Origin of the sequence: Dyadobacter crusticola DSM 16708 (genome assembly GCF_000701505.1) — a bacterium.
Taxonomy (GTDB): Bacteria; Bacteroidota; Bacteroidia; order Cytophagales; family Spirosomataceae; genus Dyadobacter; species Dyadobacter crusticola.
Window position 1 is genome coordinate 23,524 of the sequence record NZ_JNJB01000016.1, and the last position, 24,908, is coordinate 48,431.

Annotated in this window: 23 protein-coding genes; 12 read left to right on the forward strand and 11 right to left on the reverse strand. The window is 46.3% G+C overall.

Annotation, left to right across the window (positions count from 1 at the left end; genetic code table 11):
• The first annotated feature begins 13 nt into the window (after positions 1-13).
• Both Q369_RS0118320 and Q369_RS0118325 read left to right on the forward strand, forming a co-directional pair.
• Positions 14-613, forward strand: coding sequence for a MiaE family protein (locus Q369_RS0118320; protein ID WP_031529235.1), 600 nt, complete (start codon positions 14-16; stop codon positions 611-613).
• Positions 614-634: 21 nt separating this feature from the next.
• Complete coding sequence (locus Q369_RS0118325) at positions 635-3,541, forward strand: PD-(D/E)XK nuclease family protein (protein ID WP_031529236.1); 2,907 nt, start codon at positions 635-637, stop codon at positions 3,539-3,541.
• Positions 3,542-3,819: 278 nt separating this feature from the next.
• On the opposite strand, the gene Q369_RS0118330 is transcribed toward Q369_RS0118325, so the two are convergent.
• The 5 genes from Q369_RS0118330 to Q369_RS0118350 form a co-directional block, all read right to left on the reverse strand.
• On the reverse strand, positions 3,820-4,296 hold the full coding sequence (locus tag Q369_RS0118330) for a hypothetical protein (RefSeq protein WP_031529237.1): 477 nt from the start codon (positions 4,294-4,296) through the stop codon (positions 3,820-3,822).
• A 133-nt stretch (positions 4,297-4,429) separates the two neighbouring features.
• Positions 4,430-5,383, reverse strand: coding sequence for a threonine ammonia-lyase (locus Q369_RS0118335; protein ID WP_031529238.1), 954 nt, complete (start codon positions 5,381-5,383; stop codon positions 4,430-4,432).
• Positions 5,384-5,464: 81 nt separating this feature from the next.
• Complete coding sequence (locus Q369_RS0118340; protein WP_031529239.1) at positions 5,465-6,352, reverse strand: OmpA family protein; 888 nt, start codon at positions 6,350-6,352, stop codon at positions 5,465-5,467.
• Positions 6,353-6,549: 197 nt separating this feature from the next.
• Positions 6,550-7,290, reverse strand: a complete 741-nt coding sequence (locus Q369_RS0118345) for a GLPGLI family protein (protein WP_031529240.1) — start codon at positions 7,288-7,290, stop codon at positions 6,550-6,552.
• 23 nt (positions 7,291-7,313) lie between these two features.
• Positions 7,314-10,148, reverse strand: coding sequence for a TonB-dependent receptor domain-containing protein (locus Q369_RS0118350; protein WP_031529241.1), 2,835 nt, complete (start codon positions 10,146-10,148; stop codon positions 7,314-7,316).
• Between the two features lie 272 nt (positions 10,149-10,420).
• Here Q369_RS0118350 and Q369_RS0118355 point away from each other — a divergent pair, with 272 nt between their 5' ends.
• Entirely contained in the window at positions 10,421-10,930 is a 510-nt protein-coding gene (locus tag Q369_RS0118355) for a metallophosphoesterase family protein (protein WP_031529242.1), read from the forward strand.
• 3 nt (positions 10,931-10,933) lie between these two features.
• Here the strand turns inward: Q369_RS0118355 and Q369_RS0118360 are convergent, their stop codons facing one another.
• The 3 genes from Q369_RS0118360 to Q369_RS0118370 are packed head-to-tail and all read right to left on the reverse strand — an operon-like array spanning position 10,934 to position 12,963.
• Entirely contained in the window at positions 10,934-12,154 is a 1,221-nt protein-coding gene (locus Q369_RS0118360; RefSeq protein ID WP_031529243.1) for a M20/M25/M40 family metallo-hydrolase, read from the reverse strand.
• Between the two features lie 26 nt (positions 12,155-12,180).
• Positions 12,181-12,492, reverse strand: coding sequence for a MerR family transcriptional regulator (locus Q369_RS0118365; RefSeq protein WP_031529244.1), 312 nt, complete (start codon positions 12,490-12,492; stop codon positions 12,181-12,183).
• 42 nt (positions 12,493-12,534) lie between these two features.
• On the reverse strand, positions 12,535-12,963 hold the full coding sequence (locus Q369_RS0118370; protein WP_031529245.1) for an SRPBCC family protein: 429 nt from the start codon (positions 12,961-12,963) through the stop codon (positions 12,535-12,537).
• 169 nt (positions 12,964-13,132) lie between these two features.
• On the opposite strand from Q369_RS0118370, the gene Q369_RS0118375 reads away from it, so the two are divergent.
• A complete protein-coding gene (locus Q369_RS0118375; protein WP_031529246.1) occupies positions 13,133-14,290 on the forward strand; it encodes an acyltransferase family protein in 1,158 nt (385 codons plus the stop codon).
• Here Q369_RS0118375 and Q369_RS0118380 read toward each other — a convergent pair whose 3' ends face one another.
• Positions 14,291-15,427 (reverse strand): alpha/beta hydrolase, encoded by a 1,137-nt coding sequence (locus tag Q369_RS0118380; RefSeq protein WP_031529247.1) that lies wholly within the window; start codon positions 15,425-15,427, stop codon positions 14,291-14,293. It lies immediately after the preceding gene.
• Positions 15,428-15,815: 388 nt separating this feature from the next.
• On the opposite strand from Q369_RS0118380, the gene Q369_RS28820 reads away from it, so the two are divergent.
• A complete protein-coding gene (locus Q369_RS28820; protein WP_084165783.1) occupies positions 15,816-16,037 on the forward strand; it encodes a hypothetical protein in 222 nt (73 codons plus the stop codon).
• On the opposite strand, the gene Q369_RS0118390 is transcribed toward Q369_RS28820, so the two are convergent.
• Positions 16,002-16,469: a response regulator gene (locus Q369_RS0118390; protein ID WP_031529248.1), complete on the reverse strand. Its 468-nt coding sequence runs from the start codon at positions 16,467-16,469 to the stop codon at positions 16,002-16,004. The genes Q369_RS28820 and Q369_RS0118390 overlap by 36 nt on opposite strands.
• A gap of 278 nt (positions 16,470-16,747) precedes the next feature.
• On the opposite strand from Q369_RS0118390, the gene Q369_RS0118395 reads away from it, so the two are divergent.
• The 7 genes from Q369_RS0118395 (at position 16,748) to Q369_RS29280 (ending at position 24,206) form a co-directional block, all read left to right on the forward strand.
• A complete protein-coding gene (locus Q369_RS0118395; protein ID WP_031529249.1) occupies positions 16,748-19,030 on the forward strand; it encodes an Rv1355c family protein in 2,283 nt (760 codons plus the stop codon).
• Positions 19,030-19,722, forward strand: coding sequence for a hypothetical protein (locus tag Q369_RS0118400; protein ID WP_031529250.1), 693 nt, complete (start codon positions 19,030-19,032; stop codon positions 19,720-19,722). The genes Q369_RS0118395 and Q369_RS0118400 overlap by 1 nt, the downstream gene beginning before the upstream one ends.
• Before the next feature lie 3 nt (positions 19,723-19,725).
• Positions 19,726-21,894, forward strand: coding sequence for a sensor histidine kinase (locus Q369_RS0118405; RefSeq protein WP_031529251.1), 2,169 nt, complete (start codon positions 19,726-19,728; stop codon positions 21,892-21,894).
• Complete coding sequence (locus Q369_RS0118410) at positions 21,891-22,982, forward strand: sensor histidine kinase (RefSeq protein ID WP_031529252.1); 1,092 nt, start codon at positions 21,891-21,893, stop codon at positions 22,980-22,982. The genes Q369_RS0118405 and Q369_RS0118410 overlap by 4 nt, the downstream gene beginning before the upstream one ends.
• 10 nt (positions 22,983-22,992) lie before the next feature.
• The gene (locus Q369_RS0118415; RefSeq protein WP_031529253.1) at positions 22,993-23,382 is read left to right on the forward strand and encodes a response regulator; all 390 of its coding nucleotides are present in this window, start codon (positions 22,993-22,995) and stop codon (positions 23,380-23,382) included.
• Positions 23,383-23,722: 340 nt separating this feature from the next.
• On the forward strand, positions 23,723-23,911 hold the full coding sequence (locus Q369_RS0118420) for a hypothetical protein (protein WP_031529254.1): 189 nt from the start codon (positions 23,723-23,725) through the stop codon (positions 23,909-23,911).
• Positions 23,912-24,056: 145 nt separating this feature from the next.
• A complete protein-coding gene (locus tag Q369_RS29280) occupies positions 24,057-24,206 on the forward strand; it encodes a hypothetical protein (RefSeq protein WP_169739261.1) in 150 nt (49 codons plus the stop codon).
• Here Q369_RS29280 and Q369_RS0118430 read toward each other — a convergent pair whose 3' ends face one another.
• Complete coding sequence (locus tag Q369_RS0118430; protein ID WP_031529255.1) at positions 24,207-24,908, reverse strand: L-ribulose-5-phosphate 4-epimerase; 702 nt, start codon at positions 24,906-24,908, stop codon at positions 24,207-24,209.

Below are 24,908 nucleotides of genomic sequence, written 5' to 3' on the forward strand. Positions count from 1 at the left end.
TCGTTGTTTGATTATGGCCACTTCACTCACAACCCTCGGACTTGAACTGCCAACGGACCCGCGCTGGACAAATATCGCTGCCATGCGCATCGGCGATATCCTCATTGATCACGCTTATTGCGAGCAAAAAGCGGCTTCCAGCTGCATTTCGCTGATTGTACATTATCCCGAAAAAACGAAATTGGTAGAAACACTGACGCCCATTGTAGCCGAAGAATGGGGGCATTTTCAAAGGGTTTTGAAGGAATTAAAAAAAAGAAATATCCCGCTCGGCAGGCAGCGGAAAGATGAATATGTAGGCCAGCTCATGCAGCTGGTCCGCAGCAAAGGCGATCACGAAAAATCATTGCTCGACCGCCTGCTCATTTGCGGCCTGATCGAAGCCAGAAGCTGTGAGCGGTTCAAGCTGCTTTCCGAATCACTGGAAGACGAGTCTTTACAAAAATTCTATCGTGAGCTGATGATCTCAGAAGCGGGGCATTACCGCACCTTCATCGAGCTTGCGGAAACTTACCTTCCGGCAGCCGAAGTGAGACAGCGCTGGAAGGAATTCCTCCATGCCGAAGCGGAGATCATGAAATCACTTACGCCGAGGGGAGATCGTATTCATTGACCCTCTTCATCAACTAAAAATATGCAGTCCTTTCTGAACCTCGTCGCCAAGCGAATTCTTGACAATCATTCTTCACTCGAAAGGATACAGATCGTGGTCCCCACGCGAAGAGCGGCCTTCTTTCTGATGCAGGAGCTCGCAATCGAAACTACAATGCCGATCATGAGCCCGTCGGTGATCGCAGTCGACGATTTTGTAGAAAGTATGTGCACGCTGGAAATTGAAGATCCGGTACACCTGCTTTTCGATCTGTATGAAACTTTCAGGGAGATAGATCCCAATGTGCAGTTTGACCGGTTTATGGGATGGGCTGCGGTATTGCTGAACGATCTTGACAAAATTGACCAGTACCTCGTCAAAACGGATTATTTATTCGACTACCTGTCAGAAGCACACGCAATCAGCCGATGGCAGGATAACTTGCCCGGCGGCAAAACCCTTCAAACGGAAGGCGGGCAGAAGCAATACTTTTCTTTATTCGAAAACATCAAAACCTTATATGCGCTCTTCCGGAGCAAGCTGGAACAGAAAGGAAAAGCTTACCGGGGAATGGCGTACAGGCAACTGGCAGAATCAGTTTCGGAACTGGTAGAAAACCGAACAGATTACGAGAAGGTCTACTTTGCCGGATTCAATGCATTTACGGAATCGGAACGGGTGATTGTTACGTCCCTGGTCAAGGCTGGGAAGGCGGAGGTTTTCTGGGATACCGACAGGTACTATATGTCGGAAAACAAGGCTGTGGAAGCTGGAAAGAGCTTGCGCGAATACCAGAAAAGCGGCTCGTTCGGTGAATGGAATTGGACCGGTAACCACCTATTGTCGACTGCAAAACAGATCACTGTTTACGGGGTACCCAATGCAGCATTGCAAACAAAAGTGGCAGGAAAGCTGTACGAAAGTATGAAGGCAGAAACGGATGCCGCCCGCATTCCGACAGCCATTGTGCTGGCAGACGAAAACCTCCTGCTCCCGATGCTCTATTCGCTGGACGAGGAAGTGCATGATCTGAATGTGACAATGGGGCTTTCTATGCGGAATTCACTTTTGTATACACTGGTGGACAGTATTTTTGATTTGCAGCAGAATGTAGTTGAATTCAAAAACAAAGCCGGCCGCACCATCCGCATCCCGAAATTCGGACATAAGTCGATTGATAAGGTACTGAACCATCCATTTATCCGGCATTACGAATACGTCGCATTGCAGCCGCTCAGTGACGGGCAGACGATCATTCAGCGAACTTTATTTGAAATAACCGCAAACAACCAGGTATTCCTCAGCTCGGAAGAGCTGCTTGGCCTCGGAGAAAACCATCCATTGTTCCGTGCATTGTTTACGCATTGGCAAAAGAACAACCCGAAACAGGTATTAGATACTTTTTATCAGCTGATTGAGTTGCTTCGGGAAGTTTATAAAGATTACAAAAATGCGCTCGAAACCGAGTATCTGTATCTTTTTTATACACTGCTGAAACAATTCGAGCAAACGATTGAGGAAAAAGCAGAGCTGATCACGCTGAGAACAATGCGTTCTTTCATGTTCGAGCTGATCAGACAAACGCGCATTCCATTCAGCGGCGAGCCTGTAAGTAACTTGCAGATTATGGGAATGCTCGAAACACGCGCGCTCGATTTTGAAAGGATCATCATTCTTTCGCTCAATGAAGGCATTTTACCGCAAGCCAAACGTCAGAACTCGCTTATCCCCTTCGACGCTGCCCAGGCCGTGGGGCTGCCGACGCATTTGCACCAGGAGGCGGTCATGTCGTACCATTTTTACCGTTTGCTACAACGTGCCTCCGAAGTGCACCTGCTTTATACCAGTACCAACGATGCGCCAGGTGGCGGTGAAAAGAGCCGGTTTATCCAACAGCTGGAATTTGAGCTCGCGCAGTTCAATCCGCGCATTCAGATCACCCACAAATCGGTTGTTCTCGAAGGAAAGCAGCAGCACGATCTGGAAGAAGCTGTTAAGAAGGATGAGGCAATGCTTGCTACCATTCGCAGCTATCTGGCCAATAAAGGCATTTACCCGACGCACCTCAACGAATTCATTCGCTGCCCGATGCAGTTTTACCTTAAACACATTGTGGGTGTAAAGGAGAAAGAGGAAGTAGAAGAAGAGCTGGGAATGGACAAGATCGGTACCTGGCTGCACGCGTCGCTGGAACGAATGGACATGGAATTTTTCCTTAAATCCAAAGATCCTTCCGAAGAACAGATCAAAACTGTGTTACGGGAAGAGTTTGACCGGCTTTTCAAAGGTTACGTGACCGATTTGGGACTAAACCGAATCTACTACCAGATTGGTGAGCAGCAGATCCTGGTTTTCTTACAGAATCAAATGCAGCAAAAGCCCCGCAGAAGGATACTTGCGGCCGAGCAGCCTTTGAGTACCAAAATAGACCTGATCCTGCAAGGCTCGTACACACCTGTGCGACTTGGTGGTAAGATCGACCGTATTGAACTGGACGAAGCGGAGCGAACGCTGTATGTAATGGATTACAAAACAGGCAGCGTGGAACTCGCGGGCAAGCAAAAGCTAATGGACCCGGCGCGTAGAGAAGAAGTAATCCGGACTGACCCGGACAGGAAAATGGGATATGTGCGCCAGCTATGGATGTACGAGTACCTGATGTACCGGAAAATGCTGGATGAAAAAGGGTTAAGGCTGAAAGACAACACCTTCAACTTCGGTGAGTACGCTGTTAAATCCGGGTTTTACTCCTTCCGCGATCCGCGAAATCAGATCTCAAACCCACTCGAACTGACGGACGAGCTAGCGCCTGGCGCATTCATTGAAAAATCAGAAGTGATCCTCACAGATATCCTGAATGTAATGCTTGACCCCGATATACCTTTCCGCAAAACGGACGATCTGAACACCTGCGTCTACTGTGATTTTAATGGGATTTGCGGAAGATAAAAATCAGCCGAAAAAGCGAGTGTTATTGCAACCAAACTAGCCTAGAAACAGTCTATTCAATAAAATAAGACGGAAATGATCGTAGTTGTAAAATTAACCCTCGCCGTGTTTTGGCTGATTGCTTTTGTGCTTACCTGTGCGGTGCTGAGTGTGGCTTTTCCAATAATGATTTTGGCTGAAAAGCTACGCTCATTATAACATGAAAGCACCCTATTATCGCTGATAAGGTGCCTTTAAAGGACAGCGGCTGCTACAAAATGTGACAGCCGCTGTTTTTATTACTGCTTCTTAAATTCCAGATATTCTTCAGTGGCATTCCCGGTTGAGGCATCGGTCAGTTTCAGTGTAATGTTGATCTGCTGTTTGCCGCTTCCATTTATGATCCTGGTTCCCGTTCCTTCTACCTTCTGTCGCAAAGGCTTTTGGTTGCTTTGCTCCACATCCACGCTTTCGCTCAGTTCGATCGCGTCTCTTCCGGTAGTTTTTACATTGATCAGCTTGTAAGTCTGCAAAAGTGTAAGTGTGGTACCGGCAGCTGATATTTCGACGTTTTTGGTAAATACAATCGCCAGCTGGTTCTTCGCATTATTTGTAACCACCCATTGCATGTTGCTCACCTGTCCGGGTGCTACTGTTGTGGTTACGTAGGTGCCATTAAAATCAGGAGCAAAGTCAGTTTCTGGTTCAACCTCCTCATTCTTGTCTTTGCAAGCGCCCATCAACACAACCAGACAGCAAAAAATCAGCTTTTTCATAACTTAATGTTAGGTGTAAATAATTACTGGTTTTGTAAATCTAAAATATGAATATTTCCTCTATAACGGTCTTTTTCGCCGAAGCGCATATTGTTCTTTATGAAAATTCCTTTTTTCACAAATCTAATGCCGGCTAAAAAGGCAGTTTGCCGAGGTCTACATTTCCACCTGTTAAAATGATGCCAATGCGCTTGCCGCTCACCAGCTCCCTATTTTTCAACACCGCTGCCAGTGCTACCGCACCGGAGGGTTCCACAACCAGCTTCATTCGTTCCCACAAAAACCGCATTGCGGCAATGATTTCTTCATCCGAAACCAGCCAGATATCGCTTACATGCTGCTTGATGATCGGGAATGTTTTGTCACCTAAGTAGGTAAGCAGCCCGTCGGCAATGGTTTTCACATAAGGCGCTTTTTCGATTTGATCGCTTCTGAAAGAAAGCACCGCGTCAGCCGCGCCTTCCGGCTCTCCCGCGTACACTTTTGTTCCGGGAGAAAAGTAGTGTGCTGCCAATGCAGTTCCGCTCAACAAACCTCCCCCTCCTACCGGAGCGATGATGATATCGAGCGGGTCACCTGCCTGCTCGATCAGTTCTTTGGCCGCGGTAGCTTGTCCGGCGATCACCTCATAATTGTTAAAGGGATGAATGAATGCAGCGCCAGTACGCGTGATAATTTCATCCACCGCAGCTTGCCTCGCTTCTGGTGTATTGACGCAAAACGTGATCTCCGCACCATAACCCTCCACTGCCCTGATCTTTACCAAAGGTGAATTTTCGGGCATTACAATGTAAGCCTTTGCCCCTACCCTGGCCGCCGCAAATGCAATTGCCTGCGCATGGTTTCCTGACGAATGCGTTGTAACTCCATTTCTCAGCCGCCCAGGCGACAGCGACAGCATTGCATTCAACCCGCCTCTCGCCTTGAATGCACCTATTTTTTGCAGGTTTTCGCATTTAAAAAACAGCCTGGCCCCGCAATGTTCATCAAGAAACTGCGAGGTCATTACGGGTGTATGGTGAATGTAAGGCGCTATCAGCTGGTGCGCTGCTTCAATCGTTTCCTTACCAGGTACAGCTTGGGACATCGTTCTATTTTATTTTGGCCAATATAAATAAAAAAAGCCCGCAGGATCAATCCTGCGGGCCGCTAAAAAGCTTCTCAGACCTTATTTACCTGCATTAGGTGTGTAAAGATTGAAGAACTGATCCAATTTCGGAGTAATGATAATTTCAGTCCGACGGTTCAGGCTGCGGTTAGGCGCTGAATCATTTGCCACTTTGGGTAAATATTCGCCGCGACCACCAGCGATCATACGAACCGGCTCAACACCATATTTCTTCTGCAACGTACGTGCAACGGCAGTAGCACGCAGTACGCTCAAATCCCAGTTGTCTGCAACTTTGTCAGTTGAGATAGGTACATTGTCCGTGTGACCTTCAATCAGGATCTCGATTTCTTTGTAATCGTTCAGGATCTTAGCCACTTTGCTCAACACGCTCTCAGCCTGTGAGTTGATAACCGAGCTTCCTGAGCGGAAAAGCATTTTGTCAGAAAGAGAAACGTACACAACGCCTTTCTTAACTTCAATCTGAACATCTTCATCGCTCACGTCAGCCAATGAACGTTTCAGGTTGAGTACCAACGCCATATTCAGCGAATCCTTTTTCTGGATGCTTGAATTCAGGTCACGGATCTGTGCGCCTTGTGCGTCCATCATAGCCAGTGACTTTTTGATGCTTTCTGAACCTTCCTTGCTGATTACCGACAGATCAGACATACGATCCAGCAAGTTGTTGTTGTTCTTTTTCAAGAAATCTACTTGCTCTTCCAGCTCCTTCAATTTAGCATTTTTGCTGGTAAGCTCATCATTTTTAGCCTTCAAATCATTATTCAAACCAGCAGTTCTGCTGTCACAATCATTCAAATCAGCTCTTGCTTTATCCAGTTGGATCTGGATCTCATTAGCTTGCTTCTGTGCAGTAAGCAACTTCTTTTTGCTAGCACAGGAACCGAGTACAAAAAGCATTGCAACGGCTAAAAGCGTATTTTTCATAATCATCAAGGGTTATTAAATTAAATAAACACTGTTAAGTTAAACATGATACAACTGCACTGATAGTAAAAATATCGAGCCAGTAGACCCGGGATGCGGTTTTAAGAAGCAAAATTATAAAAAAAGGGGAAACTGTAATTTACAATTTCCCCTTTTTAATCTGTACAAAGCGAATATCGCTTAATTCTAATCCTATTCTAATATCTGAACGACCAGTAAGGATTTCGCCTAGATTTGATGCTGTCACGTATATGCGTGGTGATCAATTTTTCATACTCCGCATTAGTCAGTTTTTTACCTTTCATCTTCTTTGAGATAACCAGGTTTTCAGCTACCGGCTTCTTCTCTACTTTGGTTGCAGTCAGGATCAGCTCTCCGTCGTTAACATCAACTTCCAGGATCAGTCCCGGTAATCCGTAATATCGCTCGGGGCCGCCGTTGTAAGCAAGATCATTCGCAAACCAGGCTGCAATCTTCTGACCCTTGATCGTATCCTCGGAAACCGCCATCATGCACATATAGCCATTGATTTCCTTGATCTTGTTCATAACCTTCCATTTAGGCGCAGGTAGCGAGTCTTCTATAATGTAGTTTTTACCGGCAAACTCTTCTAGCTCTGTTTTTACGCCTTTGTCAAAATCCCGAAAGATCATGTACTCGCTCTGCCGCCACCTGTAACCTCCGTCTGCCTCCGGTTCCAGGTCAACGTACTTGCTCTGGCTGCTTGTAATGAAAAGCTGACCTTTGCTTTTATCACCGTCGTCATTCGCCCCCCAGGAGGTCTTCATCCTGCTCCTTTCTTCTTCCGATAAAAAGGTAAGTTTATCATAAAGCCTCGACCAATAAAATGTCCTTTCGTAAGTAACTGCCAATCCGTCAGTCTGGGCGAAAGCGGGTAAGCAGCTCAGGACAAGGAAGCAGGCAAGTAATTTTTTCATAACTTCTGAATATTGATTGTTGATTAGTATCCATAACCTTTTCTCCTGACAGAATGCCCAACGCCGCGCATGTTATACGTAAAGCTCAGCATAAAGTACCTCGCCAATGTGCGCACTTGCTCCTGCGACACGAAATTCTGGTAAGCCGACTGTGAGATACCCCGGTTCTTGTTGAACAAGTCGAAAGCCGATAGCCTGATCTCCCCTTTTTTGCTTTTCAGCATGGTTTTGTAAACAGACACGTTAAGGATCGGCATTTTCTGATTAAACCCAAAACGATCATTCACATAGCTGCTATACGAAAAGCGACTGTTGAAGTAAATATCCTTGGGCATTTTGAAATTCATCTCAGCACCGTAGTTCGTATTGATAATCTTCTGGTTCTGTCCTGAACTGATCGAATACCGCGTATCTGTGATATTCCAGTTTGCATTGGTATAGATCGTGAAATTGTCGCCTGGGGTATAATCCAGCCTGGCGCCCCAGTTGTATCCATTGCTTGTGGTTTCGTTCAGCTCTCCATTGATGTTGGTGAGGTTCCTGCCGAGGTTGTAAGACGCATTGATGTTGAAATTGCTTTTCGTCTTCACGATTGGAAAACCGTAGTTTCCGTATGCACTCAGGTTACTTCCGCCGCTGATATTCGTCGCCATTGTGGTTGTCACTAAATTCTCGTCGACAAACTGGCTGTAAATAACCTGATTATCATAATAATTATAGTAAGCACCAAAGAACATCTGCGTAAAGGTACCCGGATTGAAATAGTTATAGCCCAGGTTGACGGAGTGGTTTACAGTCGGGACCAGGTTCGGGTTACCTACTCGGATATAAAGCGGATTGCTGTTATCAACGATCGGCTGCAAATCGCGTATGTTCGGCTCACTTACCCCTACGCTGTACCCTCCATATAAGTATCTGTTCCTTTTCAGGTCGAAATTCAGTGAAACGTTAGGTACAACGTTGAAGAACTTGCGGTCGATCCTCGTTCTGGTCGGATCGCTCTGATCTACCGCAAACTTCCCGTCAAGGTGGATCTGCTGCGCTCCTGCGCCTGCTGAGATGTTTAATCCATTGTGTGAGTACCGCAGTGAAGTCCCGAGCCTGTTGAATGTGGACCGGTTGGTATAATAGCGGCTCAGGTTATTGTTCATTACCCTGCCGCCTTCGCTAACGTCAAAAACGTCCCGGTCAACTTCGTCGCTTTTTAAACTGTAGTTGTAAAACGATTCAAGGACAAATTTCTTGGAAAGCGGCTCAATGAACAACAAGCTGCCTTTAACCTGGTTACGCAAACTCTTCGTGAAATTTTCCTGATTGATGTTGAGGAGACTGTCCGGTGCCGAAGTTCTGAAAAATCGGTTGGTTGATCGCTGGTTGATCGCTCCATCTGAATTATTCACATTGTAGGCAGCACTTACGGCGAAGTTCCGTCCTTTTTTCTTGAATTTATGACGGAAAATAGCCGTGTTCCCCAGTGCAAATGAATTAAAATCCGAATAATTGCGCTGATCGCTCATGTTCGAAATCTGCGTTGTATCCTGTACGCCGCGATAAAACTCCTGGTGGCTTAAATAATCTGCTGTTCCGCTCCCGATCCGCATGTTGGAGAGAACGATGAGTGTATTAAGCGAGTCAATTGTTTTTTCGTAGCGAAGGCTTCCCCGGTGGTTTTCATTGAAGTTCAGCCGGCTGTTGGTATCGAGCTTGGTGAATGCGGAATTGGTCAGGAAGTTGGTTTGCCTTGAAGTTGCGTCCAGGTCCTGGGTTGTCTGGTTATAATAGTAGCTCGTGTTGAATTTGGTTTTCTTAGTATCAAAATTATAGTTTGCGCCGCCCGCCCAGTTCTTGTTAAAACCGCGGTTTTGCGCTCCCCGGCCAGCCTGGATCGTCAGACTTTCGTCATCGTCGCCGCCGAAACTAATGTAACGCACCCCGCCGCCAAAGCCAAAGTCACCGTCATCTCCCCAGTTGAAAGACTGGCTTCCTTTGAAATCCTGATAGTCGTCCCACGACATACCGCCCTGATTGGTGTTATTACCGAGACCAATTATTGAAAATTGGTTTTTCTCATTGAACCTGTTGTAGTTAACCTTCCCTTCTACCCGCTTGTCGGTACCCGCTGCGAGCGTAGCTTTTCCGAACCCGCCTTTTTTGTGACTGTCTTTTAATTGCAGGTTGAGCGTTTTTTCATGTTTACCATCGTCCACTCCTGTAATACGGGATTGTTCGGTTTTCTCATTAAATACCTGAACTTTGGAAATGGCTTCTGCGGGTAAATTCTTGGTAGCCGCCTTGGTATCATCGCCGAAAAAGCGCTTACCGTCTACCGTTACACGTTTCACAGTTTCACCTTGCGCCTTAATGGTACCATCCTGGTCTACCTGCAAACCGGGAAGCCGCCTGATCAGATCCTCGACGGAAGCGCCCGGCTGCACTTTAAATGCTTTGGGATCATATTCGATCGTGTCCCCCCGAATGCTCAGCGGAGCACGGAATGCCTTGATCACCACGTCGTAAAGTACCTGGTCCATGAAAGTCATTTTAATTTTCCCCAAGTCTGTCACTTCATCGTCCTTCGGCTTGACTTCCTCCTGATAAGGCAGGTAGCCTACGTAAGTGATTTTAAGGAGATAAGGCATGCGCTTCACGTTCTTGAATTCGAACGAGCCGTCTTTGCCCGTGCGCGCAAAGTTTACGAGGGTTGAATCTTTGGGCGCAAGCAACATCACGGTGGATTCGGGGAGCGGGACACCGGAGGTATCAACCGTGACTCCCTTCAACGTAAAACGTCCCGAGGTCTGCGCGTGCGCAACCGACATCATCAGGCACAAAAAGAACAGAAGTAAGGATTTTTTCAAGGCTAGGCGCAAGGTTAAGTGAGAGTTTGTAACTGATGAACGACAATTATGCAATTATATACAAAGCGCAATAACTTTACAACTAAAAAATTAGTTTTAACATTATTTATATTGATCCTGGAAAAATTTAACTTTTGCTAAGTTTACATACGCAATATCTGAAACAAGTTTATATATAAGTTACTTTAAGTACATAAATTTTCCTGCTTTTTATCTAATGGTTATATTCATTCTCGCATCTTTGTTTTCTAATCAATATTTCCAATTGAAAAATGAGGCGAATCGGCTTGCTGTCTGACACACACGGTTATCTGGACGAGAGAATATTTGACCATTTCTCCACCTGTGATGAAGTGTGGCATGCGGGTGACATTGGTTCGATAGATATCATCAGCAGGCTTGAAGCATTTAAGCCTACCAGGATCGTTTTTGGGAATATAGACAGCAGCGAAGTGAGGTTGCGCACTGCCGAGAATCTGCATTTTGAGCTGGAAGGATTCCGCGTCTGGATTACGCACATTGGCGGGGCGCCTCCGAGGTACAATCCGGTGGTTATGCCTGAGTTGAAAAGCAGTACGCCGGATATTTTTGTGTGCGGGCATTCACATATACTGCGGGTGATCCGGGATGAGAAGCTGAATAATATGCTTTATTTCAATCCGGGTGCAGCGGGACGGGAAGGTTTTCACAAGTTCCGCACCATACTCCGCTTCAATATGCATGAAGGTTTGATCAGTCAAATGGAAGCGATTGAACTTGGTAAGCGCGGCGCAATGGTTTAATAATCAGAACGTAACCTTTACTTTCTTGACTTCATTCCCACGCAAGAACTCGGCTTCCACCACTTGTCCTTTTTCGTGCTTGCCGAGGATTTCCATATAATCATAGATCGTCCCGATCTCTTCCCCGCCTAACTTGGTGATGATATCACCCACGAGGATACCTGCTTTTTCAGCGGGCCGGGCTTTGGAAACACCATCTATTTTCAGACCTTTTCCCGTGTAGCTGTAATCGGGCATTACACCCAGCGTAACTTTAAAATTACTCGTCGTAGCACCTGAGTGCGGATTCCCTGCGGTGAGAAACTCCGGCTCAGGTTCTTTGTCGAGGTTCATTAGCAAATCGGCGATCAGGTTCAGTATTCTTACTTCTCCCTCGTAATTGATCTTATCGGCATCATCGGAAATCTTGTGATAATCGCCGTGGCCGCCGGTAAAGAATTGGACGACAGGTATGTTTTTGAGGTAAAATGAAGTGTGGTCCGACGCGCCGACACCCGAAGAGTCAACTGTATATTTCAGATTCTGCTTCTTTGCCAGCGGCGGGATCAGCTTGCCCCAAACCGGACTGGTACCCCAGCCAGAGATGATAATGCCTCTTTCGTCCGTCAACCGACCAATCATATCCATATTGATCATACCCGAAACGGTGGTTAACGGCACAGTCGGTTTCTCAGTAAAATGCTTCGAACCGATCAGTCCGAGCTCTTCGCCGGAGAATGTGATGAAAAGATAATTGTGCTTCTCGGTAACATTGTTTTCGGCCAGATACTTCGCCAGCTCCATTACGCCGGTTGTCCCTGATGCATTATCATCGGCACCATTGTGAATTTGATTTTTGCTGTCAGGAGAAAGTGAGCTGCCCTGGAAGCCTTTTCCCAGGTGATCATAATGCGCGCCGATCACGATCGTTTTCGCGGCTCCATTGTCGAGCAATGCAACCACGTTCCTGCCTGTCATTGCATGCGCCTTTCCGTCTATTGCAAAAGTTACCTCAAAGGGCTGGAAATAGCCGCTGGTCCCCGCCGGTTTCAGGCCGAGCGTTTTGAAATAATCTGCAATGTAATTGGCGGCTCTCACCTCACCCAGGCTCGCAGTACCCCGGCCTTCCAGATCGTCGGAAGCGAGGAAGGTGATGTGTTTGCGAATGGAAGCTGATTGAAAATTTTGTGAGAATGCAGCATCTGACGCAATGAACGCCAGTAAAAACAGCAGGATAGTCTTCATTCAGGCGAGGATTAAATGGGCGGGTATCATAAGTTTTCTTTCAGCTCAACAAGAAATTTGCGCACACGCGTCAGGCGCTGAATCATCAGTTCAGACTCTTCCTTACGGCGTAATTGCTCGCGGGTACCTTTGATGGTACGCCCCTGCTTATCGCGCTGATGCATGATCTTCTTGATAATTTCTATATCCCGCTCCGTATAACGCCGCCTGTTGCGGGCATCCCTCTTCGGATCGAGCTGTGGAAACTTCTTTTCCCAAAAACGCAGTGTCGAGGCTTCAATCCCGAGGTTTTCGGCTACTTCGTTGATATCGTAATAAAGTTTTGCTCTGGGCTCCATGATGTGCTGACACGTGTAGTACAAATATAATTGTCACACCTGTTAAACCCTGTTTTCAGCCAAACTTTTGATTTTCTCCAAAGCAGAGCCGGCAAATTCTTCCGAGGTCACGTAGTAACTCTCCCCATCTTCCAGCACACCAAAGTCGCCGATTTCCAAGGTAAGCCGGGTACCCCCACTCTCTTCGGTGAGCAGATAGGTATAAGCAATGTCGTAATCAGACGCAGGAAGTTCCCATTTGAAGGCGTACAGATGGAGCACGAGTTTTTCCAGCGGGTCGCAGGTGGTGACGCTCGAACGTGAAAACCCGGTCCACTCGATTGTCCGGCCGAGTTCCAGGTAGTAATCTCCAAAATCCTGCGGCAGATCGTCCCATTGACGAATATACTTCGGGGCAATCAATACTTCCCAGACTTTGGCGACAGGCGCATCAATCTGAATCTGCTTCTTCGTAATCAGTGACTTGGTCATGTATATTGGATTTAACGCCAGATACCATATCGTTGTCTAAAATTATGCCGATTAGTAATCTGCAATAAAATTTCACAGCTGTTCGCTTTGTATGATGATAAATTACTTCATTTTTGGGTAGAAATAGGAGCCACAATTTGTCGTAGCAATACGTAATTACCAAGATGCCATGTTTGAAGAGCCTGGACAGACCCGCAACAAGCCAGCAGCAAAAATCGACAGCATACAGATGCTGAGGGCGATAGCGGCTTTGATCGTGACGGTGTACCATTCCAGGGATGTAGTAGGAAAAGACGATCCGTTTAAGCAGGAGATCAGTTTCTTCTTTGAGTCCGGTCCGGCCGGTGTGCCCTTGTTTTTCGTGATCAGCGGGTTCATTATGGTATATATTACCCGCAAAACACCTTCAACAATCCGCGAGATTTACCAGTTTATGGTTAAAAGGTTTATCAGGATCTGGCCCACTTATGCCATTATAACTGCCTGGTTTTACCTCATTCACCAAGGCTTTCAGATGAACCCTGTTTATATAAAAGCCTTGATCAAAAGCTTACTGTTTATCCCGCTCACTCACACCGACGCGCCATTCTACGGCTACGCAAGCCTTTCTGTTGGATGGAGCCTCAACTACGAGATTTACTTTTACTTTCTTATTGCATTTTCGCTGCTTTTCGCGCGCCACCGCTGGCTTGTGTTCTTTGGTCTGATTGCTGTTACATTGGTGGGAATACCTTTTTTCGCAGGTTACTTCACATGGAAGCCGGATCAGTCAGCTGATTATGGGGTCGGGTACTTCAATATGATCACCAATCCCATAATCTGGAATTTCGTGCTGGGTGTCGTGATCGGACTTATTTACATTCATCCTCCGGCCAACGCATTTTTATCAGGTATTTTCTCAAAAAGGGGGGTTACTTCCGCCGTGGTGTTGCTTGTGATCTGGCAGTACTTATCCGGCTTCTTTGGAGGTTTCGGGCCACTTCAATGGGGATTTGGCGCAGCGGCTCTGTTTCTGGCGGTTATATTTCACGAAGCCGGAGCGAAAACCAATTATCCGGCCTGGCTAATCAGAACAGGTGATATGTCGTTTTCCATTTACCTGATGCACATGCCGGTGCTCGTGTCAATCCCGATCATCTTTAACAAGTTAGGATTTCCTGTATTCGGCTCAGGTACCGCAATGCTTTTTTTAGCTATTTCAACAACACTTATTCTTTCGCAGCTCTCTTACTATTTTCTGGAAGTGAAACTTTCCAACTACATCAGGGCTCTTTTTCCGATGATGCAGGCTGGCAAACCCAAGCAGAGAACAACCGCAAATGTCTGATCACTTGATCAGCACATCTTCCACTGTTTTGAAATTCTCATTAACGATCAGGCGGCGGTTATTTGCCCAAAGCCGCTTTACGAACTGCGCGTAACGACTGGTAATATACTCTTCCGTGTAGCTGAGATGGTGGCCTTTCTCGGGCTGATAGTTGAGCTCAAAAGGTACCTTGAATTTACGCAGCTGTTCCGAAGCCGGCTTTGCGCCTTCCAAAGGCAGGTAAAAGGGACACGAAAGAAAGGTTCCCCGTTGGTAAGGCAAAACATTATCGCCGGTCCGCTGAAAAAACACGGTCGGCTTTGCATTCCGCGCGGTGATAAAACCGGATTTGAAGATACCATATCCCATCGTCGAAAGCAGTGCCCGTACCTTGAACGGAGCGCCTTGCGGATCAGGATCCAGCCTGCCCAGCGTGGCGGTAATACCTGGTAGCAATGCTTCAAAATCAGCCTCTTTCATGTAAACCAATGCGGTGATCGTGATTGCGCCTGCGCTGCTTCCTGCGAGTACCATTTGCCCGGGATCAATACCCAGTTCGTCCGCTTTTCCCGCAAAATAATGCAGCGCAGCATAGGTATCCTGCACCGCGCGGTATACCGCCTGCACAACTTCCCGGTTATTGGCGCCGCAAGCATTCTGCTCACTTCCGCCATTGAAACCAAGCCTGTAATTAATAGAAGCCGCAGCATACCCTTTCCGGGCGAGCATCCTCGCCTTTCCCATTTCATTGTCGAGTGACCCGAACAAGAATGCGCCTTCGTGGACCATTAGTACAAATGGCCGGTGCTTCATGGTATCACTCGCTGGCGCAACAAATTTGTAATCGAGGGTGACAGGCCGGCCTATAAAATCATTTGCTTTATAAAATGTCCCGTTTTTTTGTTCCAGCCCGGCTTCATCGAATGTATAAACAGCGCCGAAACGCTTCGAGAATGCCAGTAAGCTGTCGGAATTTTTTGCTCGGATCGTGTCAAGTTCGGTGGAATCCGGGCGGGTGATCGTAGTGTCAGTGTCGGTAGTGTCGCTGCCTCCCGGCTCAGGCTCGGGAAATGGGCGTACAATGGACGGGTGACCGCAATTGGTACACAGCCGGATCAGAATTAACAAAGCACACAAAACGTAAAATTTTCTAAACATGCGCTCCGCCCGTTGTTTTTAGAATTTTCAGATCAGATCGAAAAATAAAATACCACCCGAAGGTGGCAAAAATACCCTTTGCTTCGTCTCAAAGGCAACTTCTTACACGTTTTTTTCTTCCAAAAGCCGGTTATCTATTTCACTGGCCAGTGAACCGGCGAAAACGAAAAGTACTACTCCACATATAATTCCGATTGCGAGGATCTTTTTCATATTGATAGGTTTGATTTAAGTAAATAAACGGCCTTAAAGCCTGCTCCTTTATTCACAAAAACAGTACCAGCCGTTTTGACGGGTTGCTTCAACTAACCCAAATATTAGTTGACAAGGCAACCGCTGGTATGATTTTAGTTCTCTGCTTACACAAACACGCTAACTGACTGAAATCATGGACGCAATCATATTTTTAAAAGCAATCGGAAATCTGCTCTTTACTGCGATACTCTTCCTGGCAGTAATGGTGACGTTCGCATTTTCGATGCTATCATACATTCTGCGCGGCTTTGGACCTGCATTAAGTAGTTTAAGGTCGATGATGCTGACCAGAGTAGATAATCGTTCCGGCTTTTTCCAGCTAGGAAAGAAGATTTTGCCTCAAAAGAAATTCTAATTGCCCATTTACATCGAGCAACTTCTCGATTAATTCCCTGTTTTCTTCCCGCAGGTGAAAAATCTCGTAGGCATTTTTGATAATAATCCGCAACTGTTGCTCGTCCCAGGGTTTGTTGAGGTAATAATAAATGTGCCCTTTGTTAACGGCATCAATCACTGCTGTAATGTCTGTGTAGCCAGTTAACAAGATCCGCACAGGATCTGAGTAATCTTTCAATACTTCAATCAGAAAATCCACTCCCGTCATTTCCGGCATCCGCTGATCGGTAATAATAACGTGTACTACATTGTGTTTCAATAACTCCAGTCCTTCCCTGCCGGACGTAGCAATCAGGATATTGAAATCTCTTCTAAAGGCAGCTTTAAATGAATTGAGGTTATTAATCTCATCATCCACGTACAGCACACTTATTTTCCCTTTGGTTTCCATTACTTAAAAAAATAGACTACGAGGTGGTATCATAAATGGGTCGAATATCGAATCAACTTTTCTGACAATGTAAAGATAATTCTATATTGCGAAAAGTGGTGACCAGGCAGTAAGAGTTGGTGACCGCTCGATCACAACATCGGATTTATTGGGTAATCTTTCCACTGTTTTGATCCAAATATTTTGAGCCTCAATGATCCAATGATAGTTTTACAAAAATAAATTCAGCAATTTGTAGGTGTTTAGGCAATAAACGCAGCCCTTCCAACTTACCCGACATGCATTCTGAGTCTACAACAAACACAATCCATAAACCGCTATTTATCCCAAATGAGCAATATGCAGATGAACAAAGTTACGGTTCATTTAGAAACGAGTACAGGAATTCGGTTGTACTCGATCTGTATGCATCTCAGGCGAAGGAACTTATAAAAATACAAAATCCCAGATCCCGACTGACCAGTGAACAGCTCGACAACAAGTACGGAGAACTCACTGCCGGCAAAAATCCGGATTTTGAAGGCTGCTGGCTTTACTACCCCTGGTCAAACCGCCTCTTACACATTGTCAGTGAAGCCGACTTCATTGCGCTTCGCACCACTCGCAACCAGCATAAGATCACTGCTCAGGAACAAGCTTCCCTATCCCAACGTAAAATCGGCATAATCGGGCTATCCGTCGGCCACGCAGTGGCCTTAACGCTCGCTACCGAGCGCCTGTTCGGAAAACTTAAACTCGCTGATTTTGATACACTTGAACTCAGCAACCTGAACAGGATCAGGACGGGTATCCACAACATCGGTTTAAACAAAAGCATTATTACCGCACGAGAAATAGCCGAAATTGATCCATTTCTCGATGTAGAATGCCAAACCGAAGGAATTACCTCTGAAAATCTTCACGATTTTTTAACAAAAGATGGAAATCTTGATTTGCTGATCGATGAATGCGACGATCTTGAAGTAAAAATCAAGTGCCGGCAGGCAGCCAGACTACTACAAATTCCGGTTGTCATGGAAACAAGCGACCGCGGAATGCTCGATGTGGAGCGATTCGACCTCGAACCAGGCCGGGAGATACTACATGGAATGCTAAGCGGTATCCCGCCTGAAAGACTTGAAAACATCCCGCCCGCTGACCGGCTCGGACTAGTAATGCGGATTATTGACGTAAAAAATGCCTCGCGCCGCGGGCGCGCGTCCTTGCTGGAAGTGGGACAGTCGATTAGTACCTGGCCTCAGCTCGCAAGCGCGGTAACGCTGGGAGGAGGTGTGGTGACGGATGTAACGAGACGAATTTTACTTGGTCAGTTTACCGGGTCAGGCAGGTTCTACGTAGATCTTGAACAGATTATAGCCAATCAGGCGGCGTTGCCGGCTGAGTCCGTTTATACTAATCCGAACACAAAATATAACCTGGCGCATGCGCTGGAAACCGCAGCCGCATTGCCGCAAATGCAACCAGCAGTAAAGCCTGGGCGCGATGAAATCAGGCAGATTGTGGAAGCGGGTACGCAGGCGCCCTCGTGGGGAAATGACCAGCCCTGGAAATGGCTTTACCGCAACGGCAGGCTGCATTTGTTCCACGATCCGCACCGGTCACATGCATTTATTAACTACAAAAATACCGCTGCCCACTTTGCACTTGGCGCAGCATTCACGAATATCAGGCTGAAAAGCTATGCTTTGGGCTACGACATTTCTCCATTGTTCTTTCCGGCTTCGGAAAAGCCTGACCTGATTGCTGTTATTGATTTTACCGCGCGAAATGGTTTATCAGAAAGTAATGCAATTAACTCTGTGCTTGCAGAGATGATCCCGGAGCGGTCGACCAGTCGGGGCGCGGGTTTGCCTTTCGAAATGAGCGTAAACGACGTTAATTATCTGCTCGAAGCAGGAACGGGAGTAGCCAATGTTAACATTGACTTTATCCAAAATTCAACTCATATTAGCGAACTTGCAGCTATTGCAGGTGCATGCGAGCTGATCAGTATCCTTCATGATGAGGGTTACAGAGACATTTTTAAACGAAATATCAGCGCTGGCTCAACAGAAAATCCATCTGATTCCGGACATGATTTATCGCAGCTTGCAGTAGACCCTGCGCACGCAGCCGCGCTTGCAATGCTACGCGACAGGAAAATCGCCGACATTTTACAAAACATCGATGGCGGGAGTATGCTAGCCGAGCGCATTGCAGCCGCCGTAAGTGCTTCGTCAGGTATCGCGGTCATTTCAATGCCCGAGACCGGCCACCCACATTTCTATTCGGGTATGATCGCACAGGAAATGTGGCTTCGCGCAATGCAGCTGGGATTGTCGGCGCAGCCGCTTTTTACGCCGGTATCCCTGTTTAGTCGACTTCGCTCGGGTGAAGGATTGAATGAAAAGGAAATTGTAAAACTCAATGTTTTGAAATCAAGGTTTGAGCTTGCAGCGCGCGTACCTGCGGGCTACAACCCCGTGGCTCTTTTAAGAATTCATAAATCTTCAACGATAGCTACTAAATCAAAACGCCTGCCATTAGATGAAGTATTGTTTATAGTTAATGACGAAATTTGATGGTCGCTAAAATCAGAGCATTCAGGTCCACTACCGACGTGGAAACTTGCCTCAGGTACATTGACGAACACCGTAAAGTGCTTGAAGCCTACGGTGTAAAACAGGTAACTTCGGCAAACCACGACTGGCTGAATGATGAGAATACGTATGTGATTATCGTTGAATCCGAAGATGGCGGGAAGATTTACGGAGGCGCAAGGATCCAGGTTCGGCAGGAAACGCGCAAACTACCGATGGAAGATGCCATCGCCAAAAAAGACGACCGCATTTACGGGTACGTTGACGGCCTGAAACACGAGAAAATCGCCGAGTTCTGCGGTGCATTCAACAGCAAAGAAGTTGCAGGTTTCGGTATTGGGAGTATTTTTATGGGCCGGGTGGGGATCGCTGTTACCACAGAGATCGGGATCAAAAAACTGCTTGCATTATGTTCGCCGCCGACGCTGCGCCAGTGCCTGCGGCTGGGCTTCGAGGTGATCAGGACGCTGGGCAACAATGGAACTTTCTATTACCCCAAGGAAGGACTGATCGCGACGGCAATCGTGGTCACAGACCTTGACCAGCTGCCTTTGGCGCATGAAGAAGAACTGAAACATATCAGGCGGCTGAGAAATGATCCTGTTCAATTTGCCGTTGAGCAGGGTCCCAAAGGTGAAATAGCTTTACATTACGATTTGGACATGAAGTTTTGAGGTATGAAGGTGCTTAGAATCCTGCTTGTATTTCTAATAACATTAACAGCCGGCAAGCTATCCGCTGAAACAGTGGACTACAAGAGCGGCTCGCTGATCATCGGAAAATATCTTGAAATATATGAAGACACCTCAGGCAAGCTGACCCTGCCGGAAATCCGACAGGTGAAAGGTTTCGTCAAAAGCACGGACGAAGTACCCAACATCGGACTTAGCGAGTCCACATTCTGGATCCGGTTTTCGATCCGCAACAGATCGGCAAAAAACATGCTGTATCTCGAACTCGCCCACCCTTGGATACATTCCTGCGAGATGTACGAGATCGTCGGAGACAAGGTGCGGACGGAAACTTACGATGACGACGATCATTTCAGCAAGCGGCGCGTCAAGCACCAGAACCTGGTATTCGCCCTGGCGCTTCGGGCGGATCAGGAGCACTCCTACTATCTTAAAGTCAAAGGAACCAACCAGGTAATCCTGCCGCTGATCCTGCGCGATCAGGAGAACTTCTTCGAAACGGCGCAATTGAGTGAAACCATTAACGGGATTTTCTGCGGGATCATCGCGGTAATGGTACTTTACAACATGTTTATCTACTTTTCGACAAGAGATAGAAGCTACCTTTTTTATGTACTTTACGTGTTGTCCATCGGGCTGGCACAAACATCGCTTTCAGGTTATGCATTCAAATACCTTTGGCCGAATGCGCCTGATTTCAACTCCGTAGCGACCATTTACTTTTCGGGTATAGCCGGTATCTCTGCTATATTTTTTGTCAAAAACTTCCTGCAGCTCAAAGAAAAATGGCCACGTGCGATTTTTATAGTTTACATTATTGTCGCGCTTTATTCTTCCTCCATTCTGCTTAATATAGTCGGTTTTGACCTACTCAGTTTCAGGCTCGTAGATATTTCAGGCGCTTTCGGGACACTCAGCTGCCTGGTGATCGGCATCAAGCTTTCGAGAGAAAATTACCGGCCCGCCAAGCTTTTCCTTGTTGGCTGGTCAATATTTTTGCTCGGACTTTTCCTCCTGATCCTGCGCAATCTGAACGTACTGCCGTATAACATCTTTACAACTTATACAATGCAGTTCGGTTCTATTGCAGAAGTAGTTCTGCTTTCCATTGCATTGGCAGATAAAATCAATATATTCAAGAAAGAGCGGGAAGAATCACAGGCAGAAGCGCTGCGCGTTTCGCTGGAAAACGAGAAAATTATTACGGAACAAAATGCATTGCTGGAAAGGAGTGTCGACGAACGGACAGCGGAACTACAAACCGCTAACCAGGAGCTTAACCTCGCATTAACGCGCCTTAAAGACGCGCAAACGCAACTTATTGACGCTGAGAAAATGGCTTCACTGGGTCAGCTTACTGCCGGTATTGCCCACGAGATCAATAACCCGATCAACTTTGTGAGCTCAAATATCAAGCCGCTCCGGAGAGATATAGATGATGTACTTGAAATTTTGGATTCTTATAAAAATATTCAGAACATTGACTCCCTTGAGCATTTGCATACTAAAATAAACGAAATTGAGGAGCTGAAAGCGGAACTGGACCTCGACTACATTAAAACCGAGCTGGACACGCTTTTAAAAGGTATGGAAGATGGTGCGCACAGAACAGTTGAGATCGTGAAAGGATTAAAGATCTTCTCACGTGTGGATGAGCTTGATCTCAACCTCGTCAACATCAATGAAGGCATCGAATCCACGCTGATCATTCTCAATTACCAGATGGGAAATGCCATCAAACTGGTGAAAGAGCTGGGAAACATTCCAAGTATTGAATGCTACGCCGGCAAGCTGAACCAGGTTTTCATGAATATCCTGACCAATTCGATCTATGCATTGCTCAAAGAAAAACAAGAAGGAAGGACACCGACGATCTGGGTTAAGACCTGGCTGAGCGATCCCGATCATATTTCCATTTCAATGCGCGATAACGGACCGGGAATGCCGCCAGAGGTACGTGCCAAAATTTTTGAGCCATTTTTTACAACCAAACAGGTAGGGGACGGAACAGGGCTCGGACTTTCAATCGTTTTCAAAATTATAGAAGTTCACAGCGGTACAATTCACGTTAATACGGAGGTTGGTGAAGGAACAGAGTTTTTGATCACACTTCCGGTAAAAAGAAAAATACGCCCTATCCCTGATTTTCAATGAATGAGAAACCAATTACCATTCTTTACATCGACGATGAGGAGCATAATCTGCAATCGTTCAAGGCGTCTTTCCGCAAACAATATGATATCACCATTACTTCATCGGTAGTTGAGGCCGAGGAAATATTAGAGAAAAGGGATTTTTGCATTATCCTGGCCGATCAGCGGATGCCAATTATGACAGGCGTCCAGTTCTTCGAAAAGATCAGGACCAAATTCCCGAAACCGATCCGTATCCTCATTACAGGCCACACCGATATTGGCGCCGCCATTGACGCGATCAATAAAGGAGAAGTGTTCCGCTTTATCGACAAACCGTGGGACTACCAGTATGTAGATACCGCCATTGCGAGCGCTTACGATATTTACAAGACCCGGGAAGACCTGAAACAGCGCAATAGCGAATTGCAGAAAGCCAATGAAGAGCTGGATAAATTCGTGTACAGCGCCTCTCACGATCTGCGCGCGCCGCTTATGTCCGTGCTTGGTATCGTAAACCTGGCGCTGCTGGAAGAGGATGTGAAGTCGCAGAACGAGTACCTTGAACTGATCCGGCAGTCGGTCAAAAAGCTGGATACCTTCATTATCAATATCATCGATTATTACAAAAACGCGAGAGGCGTACCTGTGGTAACCGATATCAGTTTTGAAGAACTGGTTACCGAAGTGCAGGCAACGATCCAGTACCTGCCCGAGTACGGTAATCTCAAAATGACTACTGATATTGAACAGACAGGTAATTTCCAGTCTGACGTGATGAAGCTTCGGATTATTTTCAACAACCTGATCAACAATGCGATCAAGTTCCAGGATAAATCCAAGCCTGATCCTTATGTACATTTAACTGTGCGCTCCACCCCGACGCACGCGACGATCACTGTGGCCGATAATGGCTCTGGAATCAGGGAGTCGGACCAGGATAAAATCTTCAAAATGTTCTACCGCGCCGGAGCTACCAACAGTGGCTCGGGTATCGGCTTGTATATAGTCCATGAAGCGATATCGAAACTGGGCGGCAACATCAGCGTGAGCTCGCAGTTGGGTAAGGGCAGCGTTTTTGAAATCAACATTCCCTCCATAAAAAAATAAATCAGGCGGTATGAAGTCACTTCTAAACTTCTTCTTAATAGACGATAGCGCCTTTGATCTTTTCATTTACGAAAAGCTGCTGATCAAAAGCGGTATCACCGATTCAGTCAAAACCTTCAACTCTGCACGTGAAGCGCTCAAATTCCTCATGAACCAGGGTAATGCAATACCGGATACAATTATCCTGCTGGACCTGCAAATGCCTGATATGAACGGATTTGAATTTATAGACGAGTTTGAGACCTTACCAGATCACCTCCGGTCAAAAATCAGGATTTTCATGCTTTCCTCTACGATCGACACCCGCGACATTGAAAAGGTAAGAGCCAATCCGCACATCATCGACCTCCTTCCCAAGCCGCTCGAAGTAACCTTCCTGAAAAAAAAGCTCGCCATATAATTCCCGTACTCAGCCGCTCAATCTGGCAAGCTCTTTGCTATTGATTTACTAACCTTGGTTTCCGATCAACAGGTTGCCAAAACGTGCGCAGGAAACTGGGTATTTTACGGGATTTACACAATTCCCGCAATTACTCACATTGTCCTAAAATGTAACAATTCGTTAATTTTCGCATTCGCCGTTAAATTAATGTTAATGACCGTTCAGATTAATTGTATGGTACTAATAGAACTCGCCATATAATTATTTAAATATTTCAAGAAATGAACAATGTTCGGGAACACGTTTGTAGCAATGGCTCTCATTGTCTATTGTAAACCTTAACATCCCAACACTTTCAATGAAAACCGATAGCAAGACCCTGTCTGAGATTTTGAAGTTGCACGCTGAATACGTAAAAGAGGTTGAGTTCAGCGGCATCAAACCATTGTCAATGGAAATTTACAAAACGAATTCCCACAATTTTGTGCGCTGGATCAAAGATGAGTTTAACCCGGGAAGCAAACTGCGCAAGGAAGTAGCTGGCTAAGAAGAATTTATACTCAACGTCTACAATAAGGTCTTGAATTGCAAGATACTAAGCTGCCGGATCTAAAACGATCCGGCAGTTTTTTTATAGCTTATTCTTTGGTAAGTTTGATCATCACTTAATAAGCTGAATAGCAAGAATCAAAATGTTTTTAGCACTTTATAATATCCTCAAAGGCCGGTTTTCAAAAGAGTCTATTGAAGAAGCAAAGTCCAACCAGAAAGGAATGTCCCGGCAGGAAGCATTACAGCAAATGCGCAAAATTGCCAGCAAAAGAATGGACAAAAAAAATTGATTATTCCTGCCCGTAATAGGCATTTTTCCCGTGTTTTCTGAAATAATGCTTGTCGATCAGGCTTTGCTTGATAGTACCTGCCAGCGGGTTGATCTGCAAAGTCAGGTACGCCATTCTCGCAATTTCTTCCAGCACTACTGAGTTATATACGGCTTTCGCTGGATCTTTTCCCCACGTGAATGGACCGTGACAAGCTACCAGCACCATTTCCACCTCTTCATAGCTGAGCCCGCTACCGGTAAAAAGATCGAGTATCTGATTGCCGGTTTCCAATTCGTAATTCCCCTGGATCATCTCGTCCGACATCACCTCTGTAACCGGTATGGAAGCAGTCAGGTGATCAGCATGTGTGGTACCCAGGTTTGGAATCGGCTTTATAGCCTGCGCCCAGGCCACCGCGTAAGTGGAATGCGTATGGCATACCCCGCCTATTCCGGGGAAACTCTTATAAAGCAAAGTATGTGTTTTGGTATCGGAAGAAGGTCGCATACTGCCTTCTATCACCACATTGTCCAGATCTACGATCACGATATCATCCACTTTCAGCCGGTGGTAAGGTACCCCGCTGGGCTTGATAGCAACCACACCTTCGGCCCTGTCGATACCACTTACATTCCCAAAGGTCACAATCGCCAGTTCTTCCCTGGGTATCTCCATATTGGCTTCGTAAACCAGCTCTTTGAGATAGGTATATTTTGACAT